Annotated in this window: 19 protein-coding genes; 1 reads left to right on the top strand and 18 read right to left on the bottom strand. The window is 34.3% G+C overall.

Going from position 1 to position 23,983, the window contains the following annotated elements:
• Nucleotides 1-10: 10 nt before the first annotated feature.
• The 7 genes from AA80_RS07780 to AA80_RS09910 all read right to left on the bottom strand — a co-directional run bounded on the left by AA80_RS07780 (nucleotide 11) and on the right by AA80_RS09910 (nucleotide 8,750).
• Nucleotides 11-1,543 carry a 2-isopropylmalate synthase gene (locus AA80_RS07780; protein WP_103877227.1) on the bottom strand — a complete coding sequence of 511 codons (1,533 nt, stop codon included), beginning with the start codon at nucleotides 1,541-1,543 and terminating at the stop codon, nucleotides 11-13.
• Between the two features lie 31 nt (nucleotides 1,544-1,574).
• Complete coding sequence (gene ilvC, locus AA80_RS07785) at nucleotides 1,575-2,567, bottom strand: ketol-acid reductoisomerase (RefSeq protein ID WP_103877228.1); 993 nt, start codon at nucleotides 2,565-2,567, stop codon at nucleotides 1,575-1,577.
• A gap of 20 nt (nucleotides 2,568-2,587) precedes the next feature.
• Nucleotides 2,588-3,088 carry an acetolactate synthase small subunit gene (gene ilvN, locus AA80_RS07790; protein WP_103877229.1) on the bottom strand — a complete coding sequence of 167 codons (501 nt, stop codon included), beginning with the start codon at nucleotides 3,086-3,088 and terminating at the stop codon, nucleotides 2,588-2,590.
• Nucleotides 3,085-4,794 (bottom strand): biosynthetic-type acetolactate synthase large subunit, encoded by a 1,710-nt coding sequence (gene ilvB / locus AA80_RS07795; RefSeq protein ID WP_103877230.1) that lies wholly within the window; start codon nucleotides 4,792-4,794, stop codon nucleotides 3,085-3,087. The genes ilvN and ilvB overlap by 4 nt, the downstream gene beginning before the upstream one ends.
• A 21-nt stretch (nucleotides 4,795-4,815) precedes the next feature.
• Nucleotides 4,816-6,486, bottom strand: a complete 1,671-nt coding sequence (gene ilvD / locus AA80_RS07800) for a dihydroxy-acid dehydratase (RefSeq protein ID WP_103877231.1) — start codon at nucleotides 6,484-6,486, stop codon at nucleotides 4,816-4,818.
• A 54-nt stretch (nucleotides 6,487-6,540) separates the two neighbouring features.
• The gene (gene pheA / locus AA80_RS07805; protein WP_166667823.1) at nucleotides 6,541-7,404 is read right to left on the bottom strand and encodes a prephenate dehydratase; all 864 of its coding nucleotides are present in this window, start codon (nucleotides 7,402-7,404) and stop codon (nucleotides 6,541-6,543) included.
• 1,109 nt (nucleotides 7,405-8,513) lie between these two features.
• Complete coding sequence (locus AA80_RS09910; RefSeq protein WP_146048838.1) at nucleotides 8,514-8,750, bottom strand: hypothetical protein; 237 nt, start codon at nucleotides 8,748-8,750, stop codon at nucleotides 8,514-8,516.
• Nucleotides 8,751-8,920: 170 nt separating this feature from the next.
• Between AA80_RS09910 and AA80_RS07810 the strand changes: the two genes are divergently transcribed.
• Nucleotides 8,921-9,352 (top strand): hypothetical protein, encoded by a 432-nt coding sequence (locus tag AA80_RS07810; protein WP_199177874.1) that lies wholly within the window; start codon nucleotides 8,921-8,923, stop codon nucleotides 9,350-9,352.
• A 117-nt stretch (nucleotides 9,353-9,469) separates the two neighbouring features.
• On the opposite strand, the gene AA80_RS07815 is transcribed toward AA80_RS07810, so the two are convergent.
• From AA80_RS07815 to aspS, 11 genes are all read right to left on the bottom strand, one after another.
• Nucleotides 9,470-11,176, bottom strand: a complete 1,707-nt coding sequence (locus AA80_RS07815) for a flagellar basal body-associated FliL family protein (protein WP_103877233.1) — start codon at nucleotides 11,174-11,176, stop codon at nucleotides 9,470-9,472.
• A 124-nt stretch (nucleotides 11,177-11,300) separates the two neighbouring features.
• Nucleotides 11,301-12,116: a 16S rRNA (adenine(1518)-N(6)/adenine(1519)-N(6))-dimethyltransferase RsmA gene (gene rsmA, locus AA80_RS07820; protein WP_103877234.1), complete on the bottom strand. Its 816-nt coding sequence runs from the start codon at nucleotides 12,114-12,116 to the stop codon at nucleotides 11,301-11,303.
• Nucleotides 12,117-12,140: 24 nt separating this feature from the next.
• Entirely contained in the window at nucleotides 12,141-14,633 is a 2,493-nt protein-coding gene (locus tag AA80_RS07825) for a polysaccharide biosynthesis/export family protein (RefSeq protein ID WP_103877235.1), read from the bottom strand.
• 28 nt (nucleotides 14,634-14,661) lie between these two features.
• The gene (locus tag AA80_RS07830; RefSeq protein WP_103877236.1) at nucleotides 14,662-15,111 is read right to left on the bottom strand and encodes a tetratricopeptide repeat protein; all 450 of its coding nucleotides are present in this window, start codon (nucleotides 15,109-15,111) and stop codon (nucleotides 14,662-14,664) included.
• Nucleotides 15,104-16,915 (bottom strand): hypothetical protein, encoded by a 1,812-nt coding sequence (locus tag AA80_RS07835; protein ID WP_103877237.1) that lies wholly within the window; start codon nucleotides 16,913-16,915, stop codon nucleotides 15,104-15,106. The genes AA80_RS07830 and AA80_RS07835 overlap by 8 nt, the downstream gene beginning before the upstream one ends.
• On the bottom strand, nucleotides 16,916-17,521 hold the full coding sequence (plsY, locus tag AA80_RS07840) for a glycerol-3-phosphate 1-O-acyltransferase PlsY (protein WP_103877238.1): 606 nt from the start codon (nucleotides 17,519-17,521) through the stop codon (nucleotides 16,916-16,918).
• Nucleotides 17,522-17,576: 55 nt separating this feature from the next.
• The gene (gene der, locus AA80_RS07845; RefSeq protein ID WP_103877239.1) at nucleotides 17,577-18,959 is read right to left on the bottom strand and encodes a ribosome biogenesis GTPase Der; all 1,383 of its coding nucleotides are present in this window, start codon (nucleotides 18,957-18,959) and stop codon (nucleotides 17,577-17,579) included.
• A gap of 32 nt (nucleotides 18,960-18,991) precedes the next feature.
• A complete protein-coding gene (locus AA80_RS07850; protein WP_103877240.1) occupies nucleotides 18,992-20,590 on the bottom strand; it encodes a S1 RNA-binding domain-containing protein in 1,599 nt (532 codons plus the stop codon).
• Nucleotides 20,587-21,441 carry a 4-hydroxy-3-methylbut-2-enyl diphosphate reductase gene (ispH, locus tag AA80_RS07855; protein WP_103877241.1) on the bottom strand — a complete coding sequence of 285 codons (855 nt, stop codon included), beginning with the start codon at nucleotides 21,439-21,441 and terminating at the stop codon, nucleotides 20,587-20,589. The genes AA80_RS07850 and ispH overlap by 4 nt, the downstream gene beginning before the upstream one ends.
• Nucleotides 21,431-22,111 (bottom strand): (d)CMP kinase, encoded by a 681-nt coding sequence (gene cmk / locus AA80_RS07860; RefSeq protein WP_103877242.1) that lies wholly within the window; start codon nucleotides 22,109-22,111, stop codon nucleotides 21,431-21,433. The genes ispH and cmk overlap by 11 nt, the downstream gene beginning before the upstream one ends.
• Nucleotides 22,095-23,894 (bottom strand): aspartate--tRNA ligase, encoded by a 1,800-nt coding sequence (gene aspS / locus AA80_RS07865; protein ID WP_103877243.1) that lies wholly within the window; start codon nucleotides 23,892-23,894, stop codon nucleotides 22,095-22,097. The genes cmk and aspS overlap by 17 nt, the downstream gene beginning before the upstream one ends.
• Nucleotides 23,895-23,983: the final 89 nt, after the last annotated feature.

Here is a 23,983-nt window from a genome sequence, read left to right on the forward strand (position 1 = left end):
CCTCACTTTGTCATTTTTTTGTAGTTTGAAGTTTTTTAGCCATATATTTATTTAATGCATTTAGATAAGCCAAAGTACTTGCTTGGGTAATATCTGTTTCAACAGAATGGCCAACATACACTTCGTCTTCAATTTGGAGTTTAACAGTTGTTTCTCCTAAGGCATCGGTCCCCTCTGTAACGCCTTCTATCTTATACGAAATCAAAGTGATATTTTCTTCTCCAACTATTTCGTTTATTGCCTTAAATATTGCATCTATTGGCCCATCTCCACTACAAGCAGCTTTTTCTATCAACTCTTCACCTCTTGTTATCTTGATAGTTGCCGTTGGTAGTGTAGTGTTTCCAGTAGTTACGGATAAATATTTGAGTTTGAAATAATCCTCAGTTTTATATAATTCATCGTTGATCAATGCTTCAACATCAAGTGAATTCAAATTCTTTTTTTTACTGGCTAGATCTTTAAATTTGAGGAATAGTTTTTCAAAGGTTTCTTCATCCACAGTGTAGCCAGATGATGTCAAAAACTCTTTTAAAGCATGTCTTCCTGAATGTTTTCCTAAAATTAGTTTGTTTGAATTTAGCCCTATACTTTCTGCTTTCATTATTTCATAAGTAGTTCTTTCTTTGATAACGCCATCTTGATGAATACCGGATTCATGTGCAAAGGCATTTTTACCTACTATTGCTTTATTAGGTTGAACAACCATTCCAGTGAATTGTGAAACCATGTTGCTTAGTTTCAAAATCTTAGTTGTATCCTGCGTTACGACTAAATCTTCAAAATAATCTTTTCTAGTAACTAACGCCATTAAAACTTCTTCTAAGGCTGCGTTGCCTGCCCTTTCTCCTATTCCGTTAACTGCTACCTCAGCCTGATCAGCACCTTCTTTCAGAGCAGCAAGAGTATTAGCAGTTGCCATTCCTAAATCGTTGTGGCAGTGTACGCTTAATTCAATTTTGTCAATGTTTCTTGTATTTTCTTTTATCTTTTTAATAAATTCTCCAAATTCTTGTGGAATTACATATCCCACAGTATCAGGCACGTTAATTACCGAGGCACCAGCTTCGATGACTTTTTCAAAGAGTTTGTACAAAAATTCTAACTCACTTCTCGAAGCATCTTCTGCGGAAAATTCCACATTATTGGTATATTTTGCTGCATATTTTACTGCCTCGAGGGCTCTTTCCATAACTTGTTCTTCACTCATTTTTAACTTGTATTTCATGTGAATAGGAGAGGTAGCAATGAACACATGTATCCTTGGTTGCTCTGCCTCTTTTAGTGCTTCCCAAGCACAATCGATATCTTTGTAATTCGCCCTTGCTAAAGCTGCAATCTCAACATCTCTAATTTTTTGAGCGATGTTTTTTACACTTTCAAAATCACTACTCGAAGAAATAGGAAAACCAGCCTCTATTACATCAACTTTTAACAAAGAAAGGTGTTCAGCTATTGCCAGCTTCTCGTCCATTGTCAAACTTACACCTGGAGATTGTTCACCGTCTCTCAATGTAGTATCAAAGATTTTTATTTTTCTCAAATTTGTTCACACTCCTACTTCATTAGATTTTCTAACTTTCGATCCAAGGCATCATAGCTCTCAACTTCTCTCCCACTTGTTCTAAAAGAGAATTATTGTCTTTTTCAGTTAAAGCGTTGAAAACAGGTCTATTAGCTTTGTTTTCTAAGATCCAGCCCTTTGCAAAATTCCCATTCTGTATGTTTGCAAGTACCTCTTTCATGGTTTCTTTAACCTTATTATCTATAATTTTTGGCCCAACGGTAAGATCCCCGTATTGTGCGGTGTCACTTATGGAGTATCTCATCTTTTTTAATCCGCCTTCATACAAAAGATCAACGATTAATTTAAGTTCGTTCAAACATTCAAAATAGGCTATTTCTGGTTGATACCCAGCTTCAACGAGTGTTTCAAAACCTGCCTTGATGAGTGATGTAGTTCCACCACATAAGACCGCTTGTTCTCCAAATAGATCCGTTTCTGTTTCCTCTTTGAAAGTTGTTTTGATGACACCTGCTCGTGTACAACCTATTCCTTTGGCGTAAGATAAACCCAACTCTTTTGCTTTTCCTGAAAAATTTTGGTGAACAGCTAATAATCCTGGAACCCCTTTGCCTTCTAAATACATTCTTCTGACTAAATGGCCAGGACTTTTAGGAGCAACCATGAATACATCAATGTTTTTTGGAGGCACAATTTGTCCAAAATGGATATTAAAACCATGAGAAAACCCAAGTGCATTACCCTCGCCTAAGTTGGGTTCTATGTCTTTTTTGTACACCTCACTCTGAACTTCATCAGGGATCAATACTTGAATAATATCTCCTTTTTTAACTGCTTCAGATGTTTCGTATACTTCAAAACCATCGTTTTGGGCAGTTTCTTTGCTTTTACTATCTTTCTTCAAACCTATAATTACTTTTAATCCGCTATCTTTAAGATTTTGTGCCTGAGCATGACCCTGACTTCCATAACCCAAAACCGCAATAGTTTTTCCCTTCAATAAACCTAAGTCTGCATCCTTTTCATAGAATGTTTCCACCATACACTATCACTCCTTAATTTTTATGAATTTGTCAAAACGTTGTTGTTCATTTCTCTATCTAAAGCTACAATCCCTGTTCTCACGACTTCTTTAATGCCAAAATCCTTCATTATTTCGATAAAGGCATTTATTTTATTTTCATCCCCCGTAATTTCAACTGTTATTGTGTCAAGGGAAAAATCGACAACCTTACCCCTAAAAACGTCGACCGCCTGAATAACTTGGCTTCTTTGATTTTTTCCACAATTTACCTTAATTATCGCCATATCCCTCTCTATCATATTGCTTTGATTCAATTCAGTGATCTTTATAACATCTATCAGTTTGTAAAGCTGTTTTTTCACTTGTTCTAATGTATCGGTGTTTCCTTGGACAACTATCGTCATCCGCGAATACTCCGGTAATTCTGTCTCCCCTACATTTAAACTCAGTATGTTAAAATTTCTCCTACTGAATAGACCAGATATTCTTGCCAAAACTGCAGGTTGATTATTCACTGTTACTGATAAGATGTGTCTCATGCAACCTCCCCCTGTTTTTCCTTTTCTCTCTTTTTCTTTTTTAGTTCCAACATCTCATTAATCGATGCTCCTTCTGGAACCATTGGGAATACGTTCTCATCTTGAGGAATGATGACGTCCAGTAAAACTGGGCCGTTGTAATTCAAAACCTCTTTCAAAGCCATCTCTACATCGTTTGATTGATCGATTCTTAACGATTTTATTCCATAAGCCTGAGCCAATTTAACGAAATCTGGATTTTCAAGTATAGTGGAGGAATATCTTTCATCAAAAAATAACTCTTGCCACTGTCTTACCATCCCTAAGGTTCCGTTGTTTAAAATGATTATTTTCACGGGGAGCCTGTTAGAACTTATTGTAGCCAACTCCTGGAGATTCATTTGAAAACTTCCGTCACCAGATATGTTGATAACCGTTTTATCGGGATTACCTACTTGAACACCCATACTGGCTGGTAAACCATATCCCATAGTTCCAAGGCCTCCTGAGGTTATGAATGACCTAGGTTTCGAAAAATGAAAGTATTGGGCTGCCCACATTTGATTTTGACCAACTTCTGTTACTATTACAGTATTTTCATCACACAATTCATCCAATTTTTCAATCAAGTATTGTGGCTTAATACTGTTATCATCGTATTCGTAGTTAAGCGGAAATCGTCTTTTCCATTCTTTTATTTTTTCTAGCCATTCTTTTCTTTCGATCGTCTTTATCAACGGAATTAATTTATCTAATACGTTTTTTGCGTTACCAACAATGGGAATATCAACTTTGACGTTTTTATTTACTTCAGCTGGATCGATATCTATATGAATGATCTTTGCATATGGAGCAAACGTTTCCAACTTCCCTGTTACCCTGTCATCAAAGCGTACTCCAATTCCTATTATCAAATCTGCTTCAGATATAGCGTAGTTGGCATAAATTGTGCCGTGCATTCCTAGCATCTTTAGAGAAAGCTCATGATCTTCTGGAAAAGTCCCAAGACCCATAAGAGATGTAACTACTGGTATCCTTCCCTTTATTGCCATATTTGTCAGTTGTTCTGAGGCATTAGAATTTATAACTCCTCCACCAGCAAAGATAACCGGCCTTTCTGATGTATTAATTGCCTCGGCAGCCAATTTAATTTGCACGTAGTTACCTTCGTATGTAGGCTGATATCCTGGGAGATTAACGCTTTGAGGATACATGAAATCAGCGTGAGATTTAAGAACATCCACTGGTAAATCTACCAATACTGGACCTGGTCTACCAGTTCTGGCTATGTAAAAAGCTTCTTTTATAGTCTTGGCTAAATCCTTTACATTAGTTACCAAATAATTGTGCTTAGTAACAGGCAAAGTGATTCCTCTTATGTCTATTTCTTGGAATGAGTCTGTACCTATTAGGCTCGTCGGAGCTTGACCTGTAAAAGCTACAACCGGTACGGAATCCATGTATGCAGTTGCTAGTCCGGTAACTAGGTTAGTAGCTCCAGGCCCAGAAGTGGCTATACACACTCCAACTTTTCCCGTACTCCTTGCATAACCGTCTGCAGCATGTGCAGCGCCTTGTTCATGACGAACTAATATATGTTTTATTGGTGCATCGTAGAGTTCATCATAAAGTGGAATAACCTTCCCTCCTGGATATCCGAATACAACTTCAACCTTCTCTCTCAAAAGAGATTCAACGAATATTCTTGCCCCGGAATGAATAGGCATAAAATCACCTCTCTAATTTTTTTATTCTAAAAACGCCCCTTTATCCGCTGATTGTACAAACCTGCTGTACCTATCTAAATACCCATTTGTTTTTGGAAGTAGCGGTTTAAAAGTATTTAATCTTGCTTGTAATTCTTCTTCTGAGATTTTTAAATTTAGAGTCTTTTCTGGTATGTTTATCGATACTATATCCCCATCCCTTACAACCCCTATTGGCCCTCCTGCTGCAGCTTCGGGGGATACATGACCTATTGCAGAACCGCGTGTTGCTCCTGAGAATCTACCATCGGTGATCAGGGCAACCTTCTTATCCAATCCCATACCAGCTAATGCAGAAGTAGGTGCTAACATCTCTCTCATACCTGGTCCTCCCTTTGGACCTTCGTATAGGATAACTACTACATCTCCTTCTTTAATTTTTCCCCCATAAATAGCTTTGATAGCTTCTTCTTCTTTGTTGAAGACCTTTGCAGGTCCTTCATGTACCAACATCTCAACCGATACAGCTATTTGTTTAACAATTGCCCCATTGGGAGCTATGTTACCTTTCAAAACAGCTAATCCTCCGTCTTTATGATACGGATTATCTATCGGCCTTATCACTTCATGATTGACATAACTAACGGTTTTAAGGTTTTCACCTAAGGTTTTCCCTGTTACGGTCAAACAATCTAGATGGAGCAAATTCTTTTTGGACAATTCCTTAAGTACAGCAGGAACACCTCCAGCGTAGTGTAAATCTTCAATGTGATGAATTCCTGCAGGTGTTAAACTACATAGGTGTGGAGTTTTTGAACTAATTTTGTTAATAATATCTATGTCAAAGTCGATTCCTGCTTCGTGAACGATTGCCGGTAAATGTAAAGCCGTGTTGGTAGAACAACCTAGAGCCATGTCTAGAGTAAAGGCGTTTTCTACAGTTTTTTCGGTGAATATATCCAAAGGTTTAATATCTTTAGCTACTAACTCCATTATTTTTTCTCCACTTTTTGTTGCCAAAGCCCTCCTACTAGAAAAAACTGCCGGAATCGTCCCATTTCCCGGCAGCGCAAGTCCTAAAACCTCTGTTAGGCAATTCATTGAATTGGCAGTAAACATCCCCGCACAAGACCCGTACCCAGGACAGGCAGTCATTTCCATTTCACTTAACTCTTCATGAGAAATCTTATTGGCGACTCTCGCACCAACAGCTTCAAACATATCGTGTAAATCGATTTTTCTTCCTCTGTAATTTCCCGCAAGCATTGGACCACCACTTACAACTATCGCGGGAATATTTAATCTCAAAGCGGCCATTAGCATTCCTGGAACGATCTTATCGCAGTTGGGAATAAGAACCAATCCATCGAATTTGTAGGCTCTAGCTACAGATTCTATAGAATCGGCAATCAGCTCTCTACTCGGTAATGAATAATTCATACCGCTGTGTCCCATAGCGATACCATCACAGATTCCTATTGTTGAAAAAGCTAAAGGCAAACCTCCAGCTGCGTATACGCCATTTTTTACACTCTCACATATTTCATTCAAATGTTTGTGTCCTGGTATTATATCGTTCGCAGAGTTAGCTATACCTATTATAGGTTTATCGATCTCTTCTTTTGTCAACCCTAAGGCATAAAGTAAAGAACGATGTGGAGCTTTTGATACTCCTTTTTTAATTTCGTCGCTTCTTTGTTTATTATCGCTCATATAATCCTCCCTTTTCATAATGTTTAAAAATATTAAAACAATCCCCGGTAGAATTCATTCCCGCTCTTTCCACTTTGGATAACTTCCAAGAATTTTAAAGAAAGAACTCATTTTTTCTAATTTAACTAATGCTGTTTTTACATCTTTATCTTCTTTATAACCTTCAAAATCTATATAAAAAGAGTATTCACCTAATTGCTTTTTGGTTGGTCGAGACTCGATTCTTGTTAGATTTATGTTCTTTTCTTTGAAGGTTTTTAACATATTGTACAGAACCCCAGGTTCATTGTGCTTTGGAGAACATATTATCGAGGTTTTGTAATTTTGTTCTGGATCTTCAAACTTAGTAAAGTTATCTGAATGTGCAATCACAAAAAAACGAGTTGAATTACTTTTTGAGTCTTGAATATCTCTAGCTAAAACCTTTAAATTATAGATATTAACAATATTTTCCGAACCTATAGCCGCACTCCCTGGCACGTCTTTTATTATTTCACATGCATTTGCGGTACTTGCGGTAAATATAATTTCAGGATTATTCAATCTATTTTTTATAAACTTACTACATTGTCCAATAGCTTGTTGATGAGAAAAGAGCTTTTTAATTTGTGTTAACTCTAAACTTTCATAAGATAGAAGAAAATGCTTAATTGGTACAACACACTCTCCCACTACCTGAATATCTGATTTCTCGAATAAAAGATCCATTGTAATATTCACAGAACCTTCTACAGAATTTTCAATAGGTACAACTCCAAAATCTACTTCTTTGTTTTGAACCATTTCAAAAACATCCGAAATAGATTGTAATGGAATCAAAGAAACATTTTTACTAAAATATTTCCCCACGGCAATTTCACTATAAGTCCCTTTTGGCCCTAAATAACTACATTTTTTGAAAGTCCGATATTCTTTCAAGTCATCTAACTCCTTGAATTCAAAAAATATTACGAAAATATTTTCATAATTGCCAACAAATGAAAAAAAATTCATTTTTCCTAATTATTGGTAACTATTTAGATTTAGAGTAAATTATTAGCGATTATACACTAAAATCTCCGTTTTTGCAAGATTTGAAAAAAATTTCATTAAAAGTCCTTTTAATTCTTTCTTTTGTGGGTTTTAGAAAAATAAGATTAAAAACGTCCAATTTAATTTAATCTAAAATTTACTTAAGACAAATAAAAAAGTTACTTTTTCATTTCTAAAAAAATACTACAGGAAGAAATGATAGGCGGCAAAAATGGTACAATTTTACCCACTTCAGAAATAGGTAGAAACAACGATTAACGAAAGGTAAAGTAAGTTAAAGCAAGAAGAAAAAGAACTAAAATATTGGATAATTATCCAAAATGCTCTTTGAAAATCGAAGTAATTCTTCAAAAAATTGAAAAATAACTAGAACTGAAGAATTTTTGGAAAAAATATGCATGAAAGAAGTACGGTTGAAGACAGGCTCACGCCCACCAAGGAGTAACCGTTCATTTGGGAAGTATTGAAAAGGTTTTAAACTTTCTAAAGAAACAAGCTAAGAAGCTGTTTCATACATAAGCGTTTTAGGAGAAGATAATAAATCGTCTCCTACCCATCTTGTGAGCTAAAAGAAGAAAAGCGATAAGGAAAAGGTTAGAAAGGTTGCATTCGAGTTGCACAGCGTTTGTATATTTCAAAGAAGTAGTACCGTTGTTGCTTTCTAACCTGGAAAAGATGGATTCAATGAAAGTACGTTTCTTGTAAATCTCTTTGAAGAAAGAAGACTCCTGCGGCATCAGCTAAGAAGTTAAACCCACTAAGATCCAAGTACTTAACAACCTTTTCCAAAAGGGTTAAAGCATAATTCTTGTCATAGGCAGAAGCAGGGGAAACCACGGTGAAGATAGGGACGTTGAGGAAAGTAATAGTATGAGCCTTGTAACCAAAAAAGGAGACAGCGCATAGCGCAGGATAGGAGATAGAATTCTTTGGGTTACCGTACTTATCGTAGATAGGTTTAGAATTAGAAACAGGTTTAACGCCGAAATTTGCTTCTAAAGGAGAACGATAGCACTCTTTATAATCCTTAAGAGGCGAAAGCCCGTTTCCTCAAATTTACCGTGACTCTTCTTGTTGTTGAAGAAAGAATTAAAGATAATGGGGTAAGAATCAACAACAAGATAACTGGTATCAAAGATTCCCTCTTTGATGCCTTTAAAGACGGTAAAAACGATAACCTTATCCAAATAAGAAGGGTCAAACTCCTTCTTAAAGGCGATACTTAAATTCATAATGTTTTTTCTCCATGACCCCGTTCGGGGCGTTTCTTTTAGCCAGAGTAGACAAAATCGAAGTACAGTTGAGAAGAGTTACCGTATAATGACAATTGAATGACCTCCTTACGAGATAATAAAAATGTAGTATCAAATACATTATACAGTGAGGAGGTAAAAGTATAACATTGAAGGTATTAAAAGTTAGTTACAATGCATGTTTTAGAATTTCTGAAGACAGTATAGTATTATACATAGGAGAAATATATTCAAGACAACATGATCCTTACACAGATTATGTAAGGGAAAGGTTAGAAGAGGAAAGGTTAGAAATAATCAGAGGGACATTAGCTGAATGGTTAGAATATGTAATTTACATTAATGAAAGAAGAAATTCCAACTTGCTTTTCCGATTTGTGGATAATTATATGGGTTTCACCGATTGGCGTTTTAAAAAAATTTTTGGGATGCATTCTATGGGCTTTGCTCTTTTACCTGTTAGGCCCTTTTACTTATATGCAAGAAGAAGTGGCGATGGCAAAAATGGATGCCATCGCCAAAGAAGCATCAAAAAAAGATTCTTCGTTAGTTGTCCCAATGATTCATGCACTTTTCGCTGATTCTGCGAATACGAATCTCGAAGTTGAAAGTGCAGCCTTCAGAGAACAATGCTATCTCAAACACAAATTAACAGTTAAGAGCTTACATTAACTTAGCAAAAAAGTGTGAAGTGAAAATCATTCCACTCTAGAAACATCTAAATTTACTTCTTTTATACCGTTAGTGGTGTTTGTATTAAACAATTCATTTAAGGCTGAAAGCAATTTGTTCTCAATTTCGGAGATTTTTTCATTACTTCTAAAATCTTCAGGCTTATAAGTTGAGAATATGAGTCTAAGAGTATCAAACACTTGCGAAAAGGAATTTTCCACAGTTTTTTTTATTTCTGTGTTGGCTACTAATAAGGAATATTCCGTAACAAAAACACGGTTGTTGAGGTTAATTCTAACCGGGTACTCGCCTTTTATAATTTCGACTTTTAAGTCTTGCTGGGTTTGAATGTACCTGATTTCAGGTTCTAACGCTCCATAGAACTTAATGTCAGTGTATCCGAGAAATTCAGGATTACGTGGATTATCTTTAATAGAGTAGACACTAACTTGTCCGTTTTCAAATCTAGCATATAAATAGCCATTGGCGATTTTAATACCGTTAATACCTTCTAAATTCAAGTTTTCTAACAGTGTTGGAGAATTAGGATCGCTTATTTCTGCGATGCTTAATCCTTCAATATTTCTCAATATATAAAGATAATTATCGTGATTAATTACATCTGTGACGTTTCCTGGCGCGTCTATTGTAGCGATTTCTTGAGGATTACTTGGATTTGTAACTTCATATATCGTTACTCCCATTTCACCACTTGGAGAGTAAAGGTAGACTTTTTCTTGAGGTACGACTCCAGTAGAAAATCTTATTTGAGAAGTAGATTCTCCACCTTTTTTATCCTTTGCAACAATTCTTAAGGTGTAATTTTTTCCCATTTCCAAGGAATTAAATTGATAAAAATAGGTATTGATATTTTCAGCTATGAGTTGTTCTTGTTCTGAGTCGGGGGTTAAATATAAGTCAAAGACCAAAGAATCTCCTTCAGGGTCTTCCGCTTGCCATACGAAGTATACATTTGGTTCGGTTAATAGTTGATTTGCAGATGGAGATAAGATTATAGGGCTATTTGGAGAACTGTTTTTTTGAAAAGAATAGTTTTCAGAGAAATCATAAACCATGTTATTTTTAACAACAGCAAATTTTAGATCCACTCCTTCAGAAGGTACAGAACTTAAAATAATAGTATTTTGGTTGGATGTCCTAAAAGGTTCATAAATTCCAGAACTATTTCTTCTATAAATTAAATATTGTTCATAGTCTTGTGGAAGGGTTATGTACAAATCGTTATTAACCCACCTATAATCTACCTGATATTTCAAAGATGATTTTTTTAGTTTTATGTCGTTTAGTGTTTTATTTTCGTTCACAAAGAATTCTGGGTTGTTATAGTAGTAGTAGGCGAGCCCCGTATCATCAACTGCCATGATATTTAGTTGATAAGTTCCTTCTTCTATGGACGTTAATTCTATACTTTCTCCAACGGGAAAAGATGCTTCGTAAGTATTGGCTCCAATCAATTGAACTTTTATTTCTTTGTAAGGTTCTTGCAGACCTCCTGACGCAACTATTTCGTAGTTGATCGTTACATTATACTTTCCACCAAAAAACAACAGAGAAAATATGATCACAATACCTAATACAATTATTGCAATAATAGTTGTAATTATAATTAATCTCTCCCTGTTTTGTGGTGGTTTCTTTTCTTCTTGGTTAATTAAACTTTCGTACTCTAATTTATTTTCATTCTTATTTTCTGAATTGTTCTGATCAGCCATTTCTATCCCTCCAAAGATAATTATGTTGTTCCTTTAGAAAACTTATTTAGCGTCCCTTCGCCCCGCTGCCCGCCCTTTTGAAGGAAGGGACCTGCGGTTCCCCAGCCCCTCTAAAACTCTGTAATTACATAAGATGTTTACTCGAAATCATTTTATATAGCTGTATGTATGTTTCTAAGGGAATATCTTCTGGTCGAGATGACGGGTCAATTTGTACCTCAGTTAGATATTTTTCAGCATCAGGTATTATCCCCTTTAGATTGTTTTTTATGGTTTTCCTTCTTTTAGAAAAACACATGTGAACAAATTTCATGAAATCTTTTGGATCTATTTCTTCTACATACTTATATAAAGGGTTGAACTTTAATATTACTGAATCTACTTTTGGAATTGGTATGAAATTATTCCTAGATACATCCATGATTTTTTCGACGGTACAGTAAGTCTGAACGAATATACTTAAAGGGCTGTAACTTTTTTTTGATTTTGCCATCAAACGGTGTCCAAACTCTTTTTGAAACATAAAAATTGCGTATTCAAATTTTGGAGACTCTTCAAATATCTTTTCTAATATTCTTGAAGAGATATAATATGGGATGTTTGCGATATATTTTAATTTTGAAATATCTTTGAATTTAGAAAGGTCTGCGTTTAAGAAATCCTCAAAATGTATTTCTACATTTTGTGAATCTTCAAATCTTTCTTCTAATAACGGTTTGAGCCTTTCATCAATTTCGAAAGTTATTACTTTTTTGGCATTCTTAGCTATCTCTTCTGTGAGGATTCCATTGCCGGTTCCAATTTCTATTATTACGTCATTTTCATCGATTTCACTTTTTTGAACTATTTCATGAGATACGTTTGAGTTAGATAAGAAATTTTGCCCCAACCCTTTTTTTAATCTGATATCGTACTTCTTAAGCCATTCAGAGGTTTTCAAAGAAATTTCACCTTTCTTATTTCATTAAAATAATCCAGATACCTTTGTGTATGTATCGAAACCAGTGTTAATAAAACTCATGAATGTTTGTACTACACTCATAACTTCGACGATGTTGGTGAGTGTGTTTTTTGGAATGTAGATAATATCTTTTGGTTTTACTTCTGGGTTCATTCCAGTTTTTACAGGGGCTGCATTTATTATACCGGATAAATCTAAAGTAACAGGTGGATTTTCTGGGCCATCTTTGAATAAGTATACAGTTGTTAATTGAGCAGATTGAGAGGCGTTCCCGGCTTTGAGTATAGCGTCTAGCACTGTCATGCCTGAATTGTATGGAATAATACCGGGTTTTGATACTTCTCCAAAGACGTAAACAACTTGCTCTTCTATCGGTGGTACGTAGACTATAGATCCAGGGTTAACGAGTACATTTCTTAAGGAATCAACGTCTTTTATATCGACTTTTATTTCTTCATTGTTTTTTGTGTAGATGAAGATGCTCTCTTGATTTTTCCAATCGATAGCGGAGCTAGAAAGGATCTCAACCAAGCTCATAGGGACATCCGTTCTTAGACTTTTTGGAGAGATATTTCCCAAAACAGCTATGTATGATCCACTCACTTCCGGTTGAACAACGACGTAGGAACCTTTAGGGACCTCCATCATTAAATTATTTAACAATTCTTCAGAATTTATCGTTTTTATCTTTTCATTGTTTTGGTAGATTGTGATTGTACCAGTATCTACGGGAGAGAATCCCTTTACCGACGCGAAGACATCAATTAACCTTACATTTTTTTGTTGAATAACTTGTGTTTCTCCTGCCTTGTAGACGATAACTTGGTCTGGAGCAATTTTTGAAATCTCTACAAAGACCTTGCCTTCGAGTGGAATATTTTTTAAACTGTCAAATTCATTCGCTGTTAAAGTTCCCGTTTTTTCATCGATTTGATATCTAACTTGGTAGGATTCATTCAAATTAAACGGTAGTAGTAACTCGTACAAACTTTCTCCTTGATTGTAGGCTCTAACATTCGAGAATTCTCCGAATATATACGCTATTCTTAATTCTGTGTCAGCTATTATCGTTGAGCCAGAGCTTAATAAAACATCTTTCAACGCCGTTAAGTTATTCGGATCAACGGTTAAACTTTTTGTACTTCCAGAATTTTCCACGATAACCAAGTTACCCGAAAAATTGTTACTGAAACCACCTGCTAATCCAACTACCTTATCCATGCTTATTTTTTCATCGGGTAAAAATTCAACCTTTCCCGTTCTGTTGAATGCCCCACTTAGATAAACATAGTTTCTTTTAAGTGTAATTTGAACAAAATCACCTTTTTTTAGATCAAAACTTGTATCGACGGATTGGTTGTTTACTTGAACTTCTTCCACATTTTCTTCACTTATACTAACTTTAGTTAAGAGTGTTCTGATGTTCATTCTTTCTTGTTTTTCAAAATCGACTCTTCTTGAAATTTCTTGTGAACTTACGTAGACATAATTTTCAAATTTATTTATTATTACCGTATCGCCAGGTTGAAGTGAAAAATCTTCATCGTTGGTTATTTTCTGTAAAGATAAAGTTGTTGTGTTTCCTTCTCTAACAACCGCTACAGAGTCTTCCACTTTGTTTAGACTAACGTTAAGTAATGTTATTACAGATTTTATTCCCATACCTTCAAAGTATTCTAAAGAAGCTGATCCAAAATCAGAAAATACAAGAACATTATTCGTATAGTTGTAAGGAATTATGACTGTGTCACCTGGTTGTAAGGAATAATCTTCTTTTTTTACTATTTCATCAAATGGGACTTCTTGAATTTCTGCTTCTCGAACAATCATTATTTTAGTAGGCATCTTATTAGTAGGAATATTCATGGAAGAGATGACTGTTTTCAACGTCAAACCTTCATAGTAATCTAACGATGAGGTACCGAAATCCGAAAAAACAGTGACTTTGTTTGTATAATCGTATGGGAAGAGGACAAAGTAATTTTCATATATGTAAGGATCTTCACCAGCTTCTCCACTTTTGATCCATTCAATATTAACTTTTTGTTCCTTTCCATCGGGAGATTTGATCAACGCGTACGAGGATTTAGTAATATCTTTTATACCACCAGCTAAGCCAATTAGATCAGAAAGTTTAATCTTTTCGTTTCTTATGTCAATAACGCCGTTTATGTTGGTGTTTCCTAAAACGGTTACCGAAAATGGGGCGTACTGGGTGATCCCAACCGTAACTTTATTAGTTTTTATATAACTTTCCATTTTAGTCGATATTTCATTTTCAATTTCTCCTAAAGTTCTACCTTCTGCTTTTATTCTGCCAATAGGAGGTACTGTGATCTCTCCTTCTGGTCCAACTATTGCATTGGTTATGGAATATTCTGGATATCCCAGGACCCAAATTCCTAAGGTGTCACCTGTCCTTACGTTATATGAGAAAGTTATAATTGGTAAAACCAAAAGAAATAAAAGAACGGCAATAAAATGACCTTTTTTCATTTTTTATCCTCCCCACTAAAATTTTTTGTTATATCATTTTTTCTATTAGTTCTAATTCTTGAGAATTGTAACCTGACATTTTTAAATGGCTTACTATCTTTTTTGCAACTTCGTTGTTTCCGCTTTTCAACGCAGCTTTTGATTTTATGATCAAAAAGTTTATTTTGTTTTGTCCATCTTGAGGTTCTTTTAAAGATAATATATCTTCATACTTTTCTATTTCGTATAATGAATGTGCAAGATAAAGTTTTGTTTCATCTAAGTCTATGCCTTTTTCTAAAGCAATTTCTAAAAATGTACTAGCTTTTTCGTAATCCTCACTTAGCATATAACAAACACCAATGTTATGATAGAACATAGGATCGTCAGGAAGTAGAGATATCGCTTTTTTGTAATAGGAAGCCGCATTTAGATAATTTCCTTTTTCTAACATAGTGTTTGCCTTTTGGTTGTAATAATATGCCAGTTCTTTATTCATTTATATCCCCTTCAGTATAGTAAAAAAGAGTATCGACTAAAGTTTTATCTTCTAATAACAGAGAGACACCAGCTGGATTTATCCCACTGATTATTGGAGGAAATAAGTTGTATTCTAAATAATCAATAGGTTTATATGAAACTTTCAAATAACCTTTCAGGTATTCTTCTTGGTTTTGATCTATAATACCCCCTCTGCTCATGAAGGCGAGGTTTTCTAAGTTTGTGTTCACTTCTTCTCCATTAGTATTAGTCAGATGAAACAATGAACTACTTGAAAGGATAAAAGGTATGGTCTTTTCAGGCGTTAGTTCTATGTTGATTTCGCCATGGGTTAATATCTTCGAATCGGTGTTAATTTGTGGCACATGAACTTGGAAGAGATCATTAATTTCATATTCATAAGTATCTGATATCGAATAAGTACGGTGATGATCAAAGGGCACTCTTCCTCCTGAATCCATGACATATATATTTTTGGTTAAAAAATCCATTTTTTCTCCTGAGATATCGTTGATATTAATTTTTAGGGTCACCGTTCTATCGTTTTTGCTATACTTCAAACCGTATAAATTTAAAATATACAGGTTACTTTCAGTATGTGAATCTATTCTTTCCAAGTAAACCTTGTTACTTTCTAAATCCGAAAGGATAAGCACACCATTTTCAATTTTTATTTTTCCCCTGAATTGACTAATAATTTCATTGGTTAAATCATCATCGATTGGTTTGAGTTCTCCATCTTCTAAAATTTCTATACCATCTTCAACAGAAGAAACTAAGATTTTATTCCACGGAAGAACTTCAAGAGAAATATAAGTTTTAAACGGTAATTGCATGGTGTTCACCACTTCATTTTTTAATATATTGAAATTAAAAACTGATGAACTTGCGTAATCAATAAGGTATAAATTATTGTGCCATAAGGCTCCGTCGAGAAATAATATTGAATGATCAAATTTTTTTCGTTGAAGTATTTCACCGTTGTAACCTATGATTTTTATTTCATTGTTGTATGGATCGTATCCGACTAACCTTCCAGCGTTATCGATATCGTAAATAACAAATGGAAAACCTTCTGTCAAAACTTCCATTTGGTTTTCTATTTCGCTTGTTAATACCGTACTTTCAATCGTTGATTCGGTTTTAATTTCTTTTCTAACGATTGGGGAATAACTTTCAAAGTAGTAGATCCCTTGATCTGTGCCTAGGTAAACTCTGTTTAGGTTTTCGTCAGCATTGATAGAATAATAATTTTTGTCTTCGTCCAATCTTATCCATGCTTCTTCGTAGTTGCTTGTTTTAAATATTAAGTGGTTTTGAGAGTCTAAGACGTACAAATTAGAATTGATGATCTCACAGTCTACTGGATTATAAAATCTTTCAAAAGAATCCTTTACTCCTGCTGTTTGGCTGATTTCGAGAAATACAGGTGTAGCATAGTTGGAAAGTGAAAAATTTTTGATGCTGTTTATAAAGTTCAACAATGTATTAGTCTCTTCATTCACGGTAGAGAATAATAAAGAATTTTCCAAGTCCTGAATAGCTTTGTCTATCATTCCTAATTGTAAATCCAATTTTGCTGCATAGTACCAGAGTTTGGGTATATCTGTTATGTATATTTCTCCGCTCATTGCCTGATTCAACTTAACACGTGCCTCGTATTTTTCCCCTTTAAATAACAACTGAAGACTTTCTGAAAAAAGTTCTCTAGATTTTAATTCACTTTCTGACAGCTCCTGAGAAAATACCCAAAAGTTCATTAGTAAAAGATAAATAAAAAGGAAGATAAGTGCTTTTTTCATTTAACCTTTACGTTCCTTTGCTAAGATTTTTATAATGTCTGTTTTATTTTCAGAATTTGATAGTAACCTTTTGATATTCGATCTGTGTTTAAACAAACTTAGTAAAAACAAAATTGTGTAGGTAACGCCCATTTTTAAATCCCAAAAATAACCTAAGATTGCGGTTATAAGTAAACCTAAAAGGGATGATAAAGAAACATATTTTGTGGTTAATTCCACGGGTAACCAAACTAACAGAAATATTACACCTAACATTGGACTCAAAGCAAAGTAACCACCTAATGTAGATGCGACTCCTTTTCCACCCTTAAATTTTAAAAATATTGGATAGTCGTGACCTAAAACAAGGGTAATCAAAGATAAATAAGTAATCCAGGAATCAACGCCAAAAATAAGTCTTATTATTAAAATTGGAATGAATGCTTTCAAAATGTCAAGAAGTATTGAAAGGGAACCCCATTTCGGCCCCAAAGTCCTTAAAACATTGGTTCCTCCAACATTTCCGCTTCCAGTTTTTCTTATGTCTATTCCTTTGCTCCATGGAATCAAGAAGCTGAAAGGAATAGCTCCACATAGATAACTGATGATCAAAGCAACAATGGACATATAATTTCCTCCCTGAAATAGGATTGGTAATGTTTTAAAATTTTAAAAACGAATTTTAAAGTATTTTATGTTTGACCTTAGTCTTTTCTTGACTTTTTCTTGCTTCAAATTTTAAAAAGATAGGTGAACCAATGAAAGGATCAATGTAATGTCTTATCATGTTTCTCAAACCTTGTTGATAATATTTTGGTATATCGTATGGTAAATTCGAATAGAATACGAAAACAGGAGGTTTGTTGCCTACCTGTGTAGCATAGTAAAATTTGATTCTTTTTCCTTTTTTAACTGGTGGTGGAGTAACCAATGTGTATTTTTCTAAGGCTGCATTCAACGCACTTGTGGGGATTTTTTTGTTTCTAGATTTTTCTACTTCTTCTATAGCTGTTATCAACTCCTGTATTCCCCATCTTCGTGGTACGGATGTGAATACTAATGGGCTATAATTTACAAAATAGAGTTCTTTTTCAAAATATTTAAAAAATTCTTCTTTTCTTTTTTGGTTATTCTTAACTAGATCCCACTTGTTAAAGGCAATAATGGTTCCCTTTCCCCTTTTTTCTGCGACACCTATGATGCTTTTGTCTTGATGGGTTATGCCCTCTGTGGAATCAACTACTAATATAACTACATCTGATTTTTCAACGGCTTTGATCGTCCTAGATATAGAAAACATTTCGATACTTCCATAATGAATGGTACTTTTTTTTCTCATTCCAGCGGTATCTATGAATCTAAAGGACTTATCACCTATCTTAACTAAATGATCAATGGCGTCTCGGGTGGTTCCAGGTATTTCAGAAACAATGGCTCTTTCTGAACCAACTATGCTGTTAAAAAGAGAAGATTTTCCAACATTAGGTCGCCCGATAATGGATACTTTTATTTCTTTGTTTTCACTTTCGTTATCAACAGATTCTTCCGAATCAAAACCAGAAGTTTTTAATGAGTTTACGATAGCATCCATTAAAGAAGGGATGTTTCTATTATGTTCGGCGGAAACAGGGATCCCTTCTCCAAAGCCCAGAGAGTAAATCTCCGGTTTTGTCTCCCACTCGTATTTTTCAAAATTCTCTGCTTTGTTAACAACTAAGATAACCTTTGAATTGGATTTTCTTAAGTAGTCAGCTATGTGATAGTCTTCTGATGTAAGTCCATTCTTTCCATCGATTACAAATATCACCAAAGATACGTCTTTTAAACTATCAAAAATTATTTTTTTCTGTCTTTCTTCTATATTGTCTTCTGGTTGTTCGAATATACCACACGTATCGACTAAGGTAAAAGATATGTCATCCCATTGGATTGTGGAGAATATATTATCCCTCGTTACACCGGGCATATCATGAACTATTGATTTTCTTTCACCTATCATTCTGTTGAATAATGTTGATTTTCCCACATTGGGTTTTCCAATTATGAGAACCGTCGGTTTTTCCAAGCTATTCCACCTCTTGTTTTTCGTTGAATCATTTAATCTTCATTCATTTCATTAATTATTTTTATAGCTTCTTCTTTTTCTCTTTCCTCTTGTAAATGTGATACACTTATAATCATGTTTCCCCTTTTAAATTCATTTTCAAGACCAATCTCTAAAACTTTTGCTTCTATTTGATCACCGATACTATATGATTCCTCAAGACTTTTTGAATTTGTGGAAGCCTTGCTTGCAGGTAGATAAGCCTCTACTTCGTAATCATCGATGAGAACTATTGCTCCTTTATCTAAAAAACGAATTATTTTTCCTTTAACAGTATCACCTGGTTTTATCTCCTGTGAAGCCTTTTTCCAAGGGTTTTCTTTCGTTTCTCTAACTGATAGTCTCATCCTTTTGTTATCCTTGTCTATTTTTATTATTTTCACTTTAATCTTTTGTTTTTCTTGAAGAACTGTAGAAATATCATCCACAAAGTCCCATGAAATTTCTGAGACGTGCAAAAAGCCAGAGACCCCCTCATCTATTTTTATGATCGCTCCGTTATTTAGAACCTTTTCTACGGTTCCTGTAACAATGTTCCCTTCGTTGTATTTTTCTTCTATGGTTTCCCATGGATTTCCTATAACTTGCTTATAACTTAGATTAATCTTTTTATTTTCTTTGTCTATATTCAATATTTTAACTTGAACATTGTCTCCAACATTTACTACGTCGCTTATCCTACCTTTCCTGCCCCAAAATACTTCAGTTTCATGAACCAAACCTTCTAAACCTTCGTCTATCTTGACAGTAAAACCAAAAGGTAATATGTTGGTCACAGTACCTTGAGCAATACTTCCTATAGGATACTTTTCATCCACTGACTTCCAAGGATCTTCTTTCAAACGTTTAAGGGATAGTGAAATTCTCTTCTTCTCCCTGTCCAATCTTATTATCAGCGCTTTAACTTTTTGACCCACTTTTAGATGATCTTTTATAGAAATCTTCTCGTCCCAGCTAACCTCTCTTGCCGGTATGAGACCATTCAAATGATCGGCCAATCTTACAAAGGCACCAAAATTTTTTATATCCTCTACCACGCCGTCAATTACCATTCCCTCTTCGTATTCATTGAAAATTTGATTAATTTTTTCTTCTGCGTAATCTTTTATCGATACGACTATGTTTCTTCCATTTTTAGAAATAACTTTAGCCATTTTTTCTCCTTCAGGTAAATCGTCTTTAGGGCTTAATAAAGATAATGAACCAGGAAGAAATGCACCGATAAGTCCTTCAATCAATACACTGTAGCCTTTCCTTAGCCTGTTTTTAAAGATAATTGGATAATTTTCTCCTTCTTTTATTTTATTCATGGTTTCATTCCAAACAGCCCTTCTTTCAGAAGCAAAGTTTAAACCTTCAGCATCATTTGTTTTAGTTATTTCTACCACTATCTTTTGACCTACTTGATATTCTTGTAATGGTTTTATGAGTTCTTCTTGACTTACAAATACGTCGCCTGTTGCACCTTCTAAAGCAACCCATATACCATCACTATTTATTTCAAACACCTTTCCTTCTATTATTTTTCCTTTTTTTACTTCGTTTATCTCTTGTTCGTTCAAAAGTTTTTCAAAAGTTTTTTCCTCCATCATGAGAGATCCTCCTTCTTTTGGCTTAGATACTCCAACACTTTGTTTAATTCTGATGTTGGTGTGGATGAACCAGTAACTATTCCTATTTTGTCTTGTGGAGAGATAACTATTTCTTTCAGTTCTTCAAGAGATTCGATATGGTATGTCCTTTCGCAATATTTTTTTGAAATACGGTATAATTTTTGAGTATTGGAACTGTTTTTTCCGCCTATAACTAACATCAAAGTGCTTTTTTTAGAAAGTTCGAGTGTTTCCTTTTCCCTTAAGACAGTTTCAGAACAAATAGTATCTCTTATCAACACCTCCGTAAAAGAATTAATAGTAAGTATACTGACTATAAAATTTTTGTATTCTTCATTGCTCATGGTTGTTTGTGATACGATCAATATCTTTCTTTGAGGTATTTTCACTGGAGAGAGTGTTATTAATAATTTACCCTCATCTACGTTTCCTTTTAGCCCTAGTATCTCTGGATGATCAGGTTTTCCATACACGACAACAAAGAATCCTTCTTTTTGTTTGTTCCAAACGTATTTTACTAAATTTGTAACTATTGGGCAAGTCATGTCAATAACTTTAGAGAATCTTTCTACTAAAAGTTCTTTCTCAGCCTTTGAAATACCATGGGCTCTAATGATTACCGTTTCGTTTATGGAATCTTCGGGTATATCATCTAATCCTTTTATAGTTATTGCCCCTGCTCTGTTTAACTCTTCTATTACCTTTTTATTGTGTACCAACTCACCGTAAATATAAATTTTATTTTTGTCATCAATGGAGTTTTTAACTTCATTGTACGCTTGTTGAACACCTGAGCAAAAACCGGTTCTTTTCGCTACATTAATCTCCATAAATCCCACTCTCTTCGACAATTTTTAGTACTTTTTGCAGGACTTCCTCTATGGATAGATTAGTAGTATCTATAATTATTGCATCTCGTGCTGGCTTTAATGGAGCTATAGAACGGTTTGAATCATTGTAATCCCTATTTTTTATTTCTTCCAATATTTCAGTAAAAGAAATATTTGGTTTTTTCCCCTTTTCTTCACCCCATCTTCTTTTAGCTCTTTCTTCTATAGATGCTGTTAGGTATATTTTTAAATCACTTTCTGGCAGAACTACGGTTCCTATATCTCTTCCATCAACCACTATACTGCCCTTTTCGGCAATCTTTTTTATTATTTCATTAACTTTTTCTCTAATAATATTATTACGAGAATAGAGAGAAGCTAAATCGCCGATTTTTGAGTCTTTAATGATGGTAGTAACATCTTTTTCTCCTAAAAAATAATGGTTGTTTTTTATTTCAATGTTAAGTTTTTCTAAAATATTTTCTATATTTTTTGAATCTTGTGGGTCCACCTTTTGTTCATTTAGGTAATAACCAATGATTCTATACAAAGCTCCACTATTTAGATAATTTATCTTTAGTATATTAGCTAATTTTTCTGCGATCGTAGATTTTCCTGATCCTGCCGGGCCATCTATAGCAATTTTTATTTTTTTAGCTTCTTGAGTCATTTTGCATCTCACTCTTGTTTGTTTTTTTCAAAGCGAGTTGTAATTCTTCCAGTTGTTTTTCGCTGACTTCTGACGGGGCACCGGTCATAGGATCAGTTCCAGAAGCTGTTTTTGGGAATGCAATTACCTCTTTTATCGATTCTTCTCCTACAAGTATGCTCACCAATCTATCCATTCCAATCGCTATACCACCGTGAGGAGGAGCACCATACTTAAAAGCCTCTAACAAGAAACCAAATTTCTCTTGTGCCTCTTCCTTGCTCAAGCCTAAAATATCAAAAACCTTTTCTTGTACATCTTTTTTGTGTATTCTTATGCTGCCACTTGCGATCTCATAACCATTTATAACAAGATCATAAGATTGAGATTTGATTTTTAAAGGGTCTTTATTCTTGTATTTAGCTAAATCATCTAAATTGGGCATAGTAAAGGGGTGATGCTCTGCTACGATTCTTTGCTCTTCCTCATTCCAAGAAAACATTGGAAAATCAGTAACCCAAATTATACTGAACCCAGATTTTTTTTCGAACTCTTCTTTGATCATTTTTATCCTCAATTGTCCTAAAATCTGGTCTATTTTGTTTTTTTCTTCGAGAATAGCAAATAAAATGTCGCCTTCTCTCATTATACCATGTTCTACTAAGATATTAATCTCTTTAGCTGCAGCTTTTTTTATATTTGATCTTATTTCCTTGTCAAAAGCGATCCAAATCAAACCAGAGCTTCCTTGTTCTTTTGCGAACTCTGTGAGGTTATCAAATTTTTTTCTGGAAAAATTGTCAACCTTTTCAGGGACAACAAAACCTTTTAATATAAGACCTTTATCTATCCCATTTTTTATAAAATTAGTCTCTGTATTTTGAAAATATGCTGTTAGGTCGATAAATTCCATACCATACCGTATATCAGGTTTATCTGAACCATATTTTTGTATCACTTCATCATAAGTGTATTTTGGAAAGGGGATCTCTAATCCTTTGTAATTTATAGACTTTTCGAATATTTCTTTAATTAATTTTTCAGTTAATGCAAATATATCCTCTTTTTCAACAAAAGATTGCTCTATATCAATCTGTGTGAATTCGGGTTGTCTATCAGCTCTAAAATCTTCATCTCTAAAACAGCGAGCTATTTGAAAATATTTATCAAAACCTGATACCATCAGTAGTTGTTTGAAAAGTTGTGGAGATTGAGGCAAGGCGTAAAAATTGCCTGGTCTTAATCTAGAAGGAACCAAAAAATCTCTTGCACCTTCTGGTGTAGATTTCGTTAAGTAAGGGGTATCAATTTCTAAGAACCCTTCAGCGCTTAGCATATCTCTTGTGCTTTTCATAACCTTGTGCCTAACTATTATGTTCTTTTGCATTCGTTCTTTTCTCAAGTCCAAATATCTATATTTTAACCTCAAATTTTCTGAAATATCTTCTTCTATGTTGACGTATATGGGTGGAGTTTCTGATTCAGAAAGGATTTCTAAATTTGTTGCAAGTATTTCAATATTCCCAGTAAACATATTTGGGTTTCTGTCTTTTTCAGGACGTGCCCTAACTTTCCCTTGGATAGAAACAACGTATTCATTTTTTAATTTCAAAGCTTTTTGATAAAGAGCATTGTTATAACTTGAATCAAAAACCGCTTGAGTTTTACCGTATCTATCTCTTATTAAAACAAAAATAATTCCTCCTAAATCACGAATTCTATCTATCCAGCCGTTTAAAATAACGATCTTATCTATATCGATTTCGTTTAATTCTCCACAAGTGTGAGTTCTTTTTTGGAACAAAAATAACACCTCCAATATTTTTTCATATTATTTTACCACTTTTTGTGGTAAAATAAAATCGATAAAAGCAAAAAAATTTAAATTACTAA

Origin of the sequence: Petrotoga sibirica DSM 13575 (assembly GCF_002924625.1) — a bacterium.
GTDB classification, from domain to species: domain Bacteria; phylum Thermotogota; class Thermotogae; order Petrotogales; family Petrotogaceae; genus Petrotoga; species Petrotoga sibirica.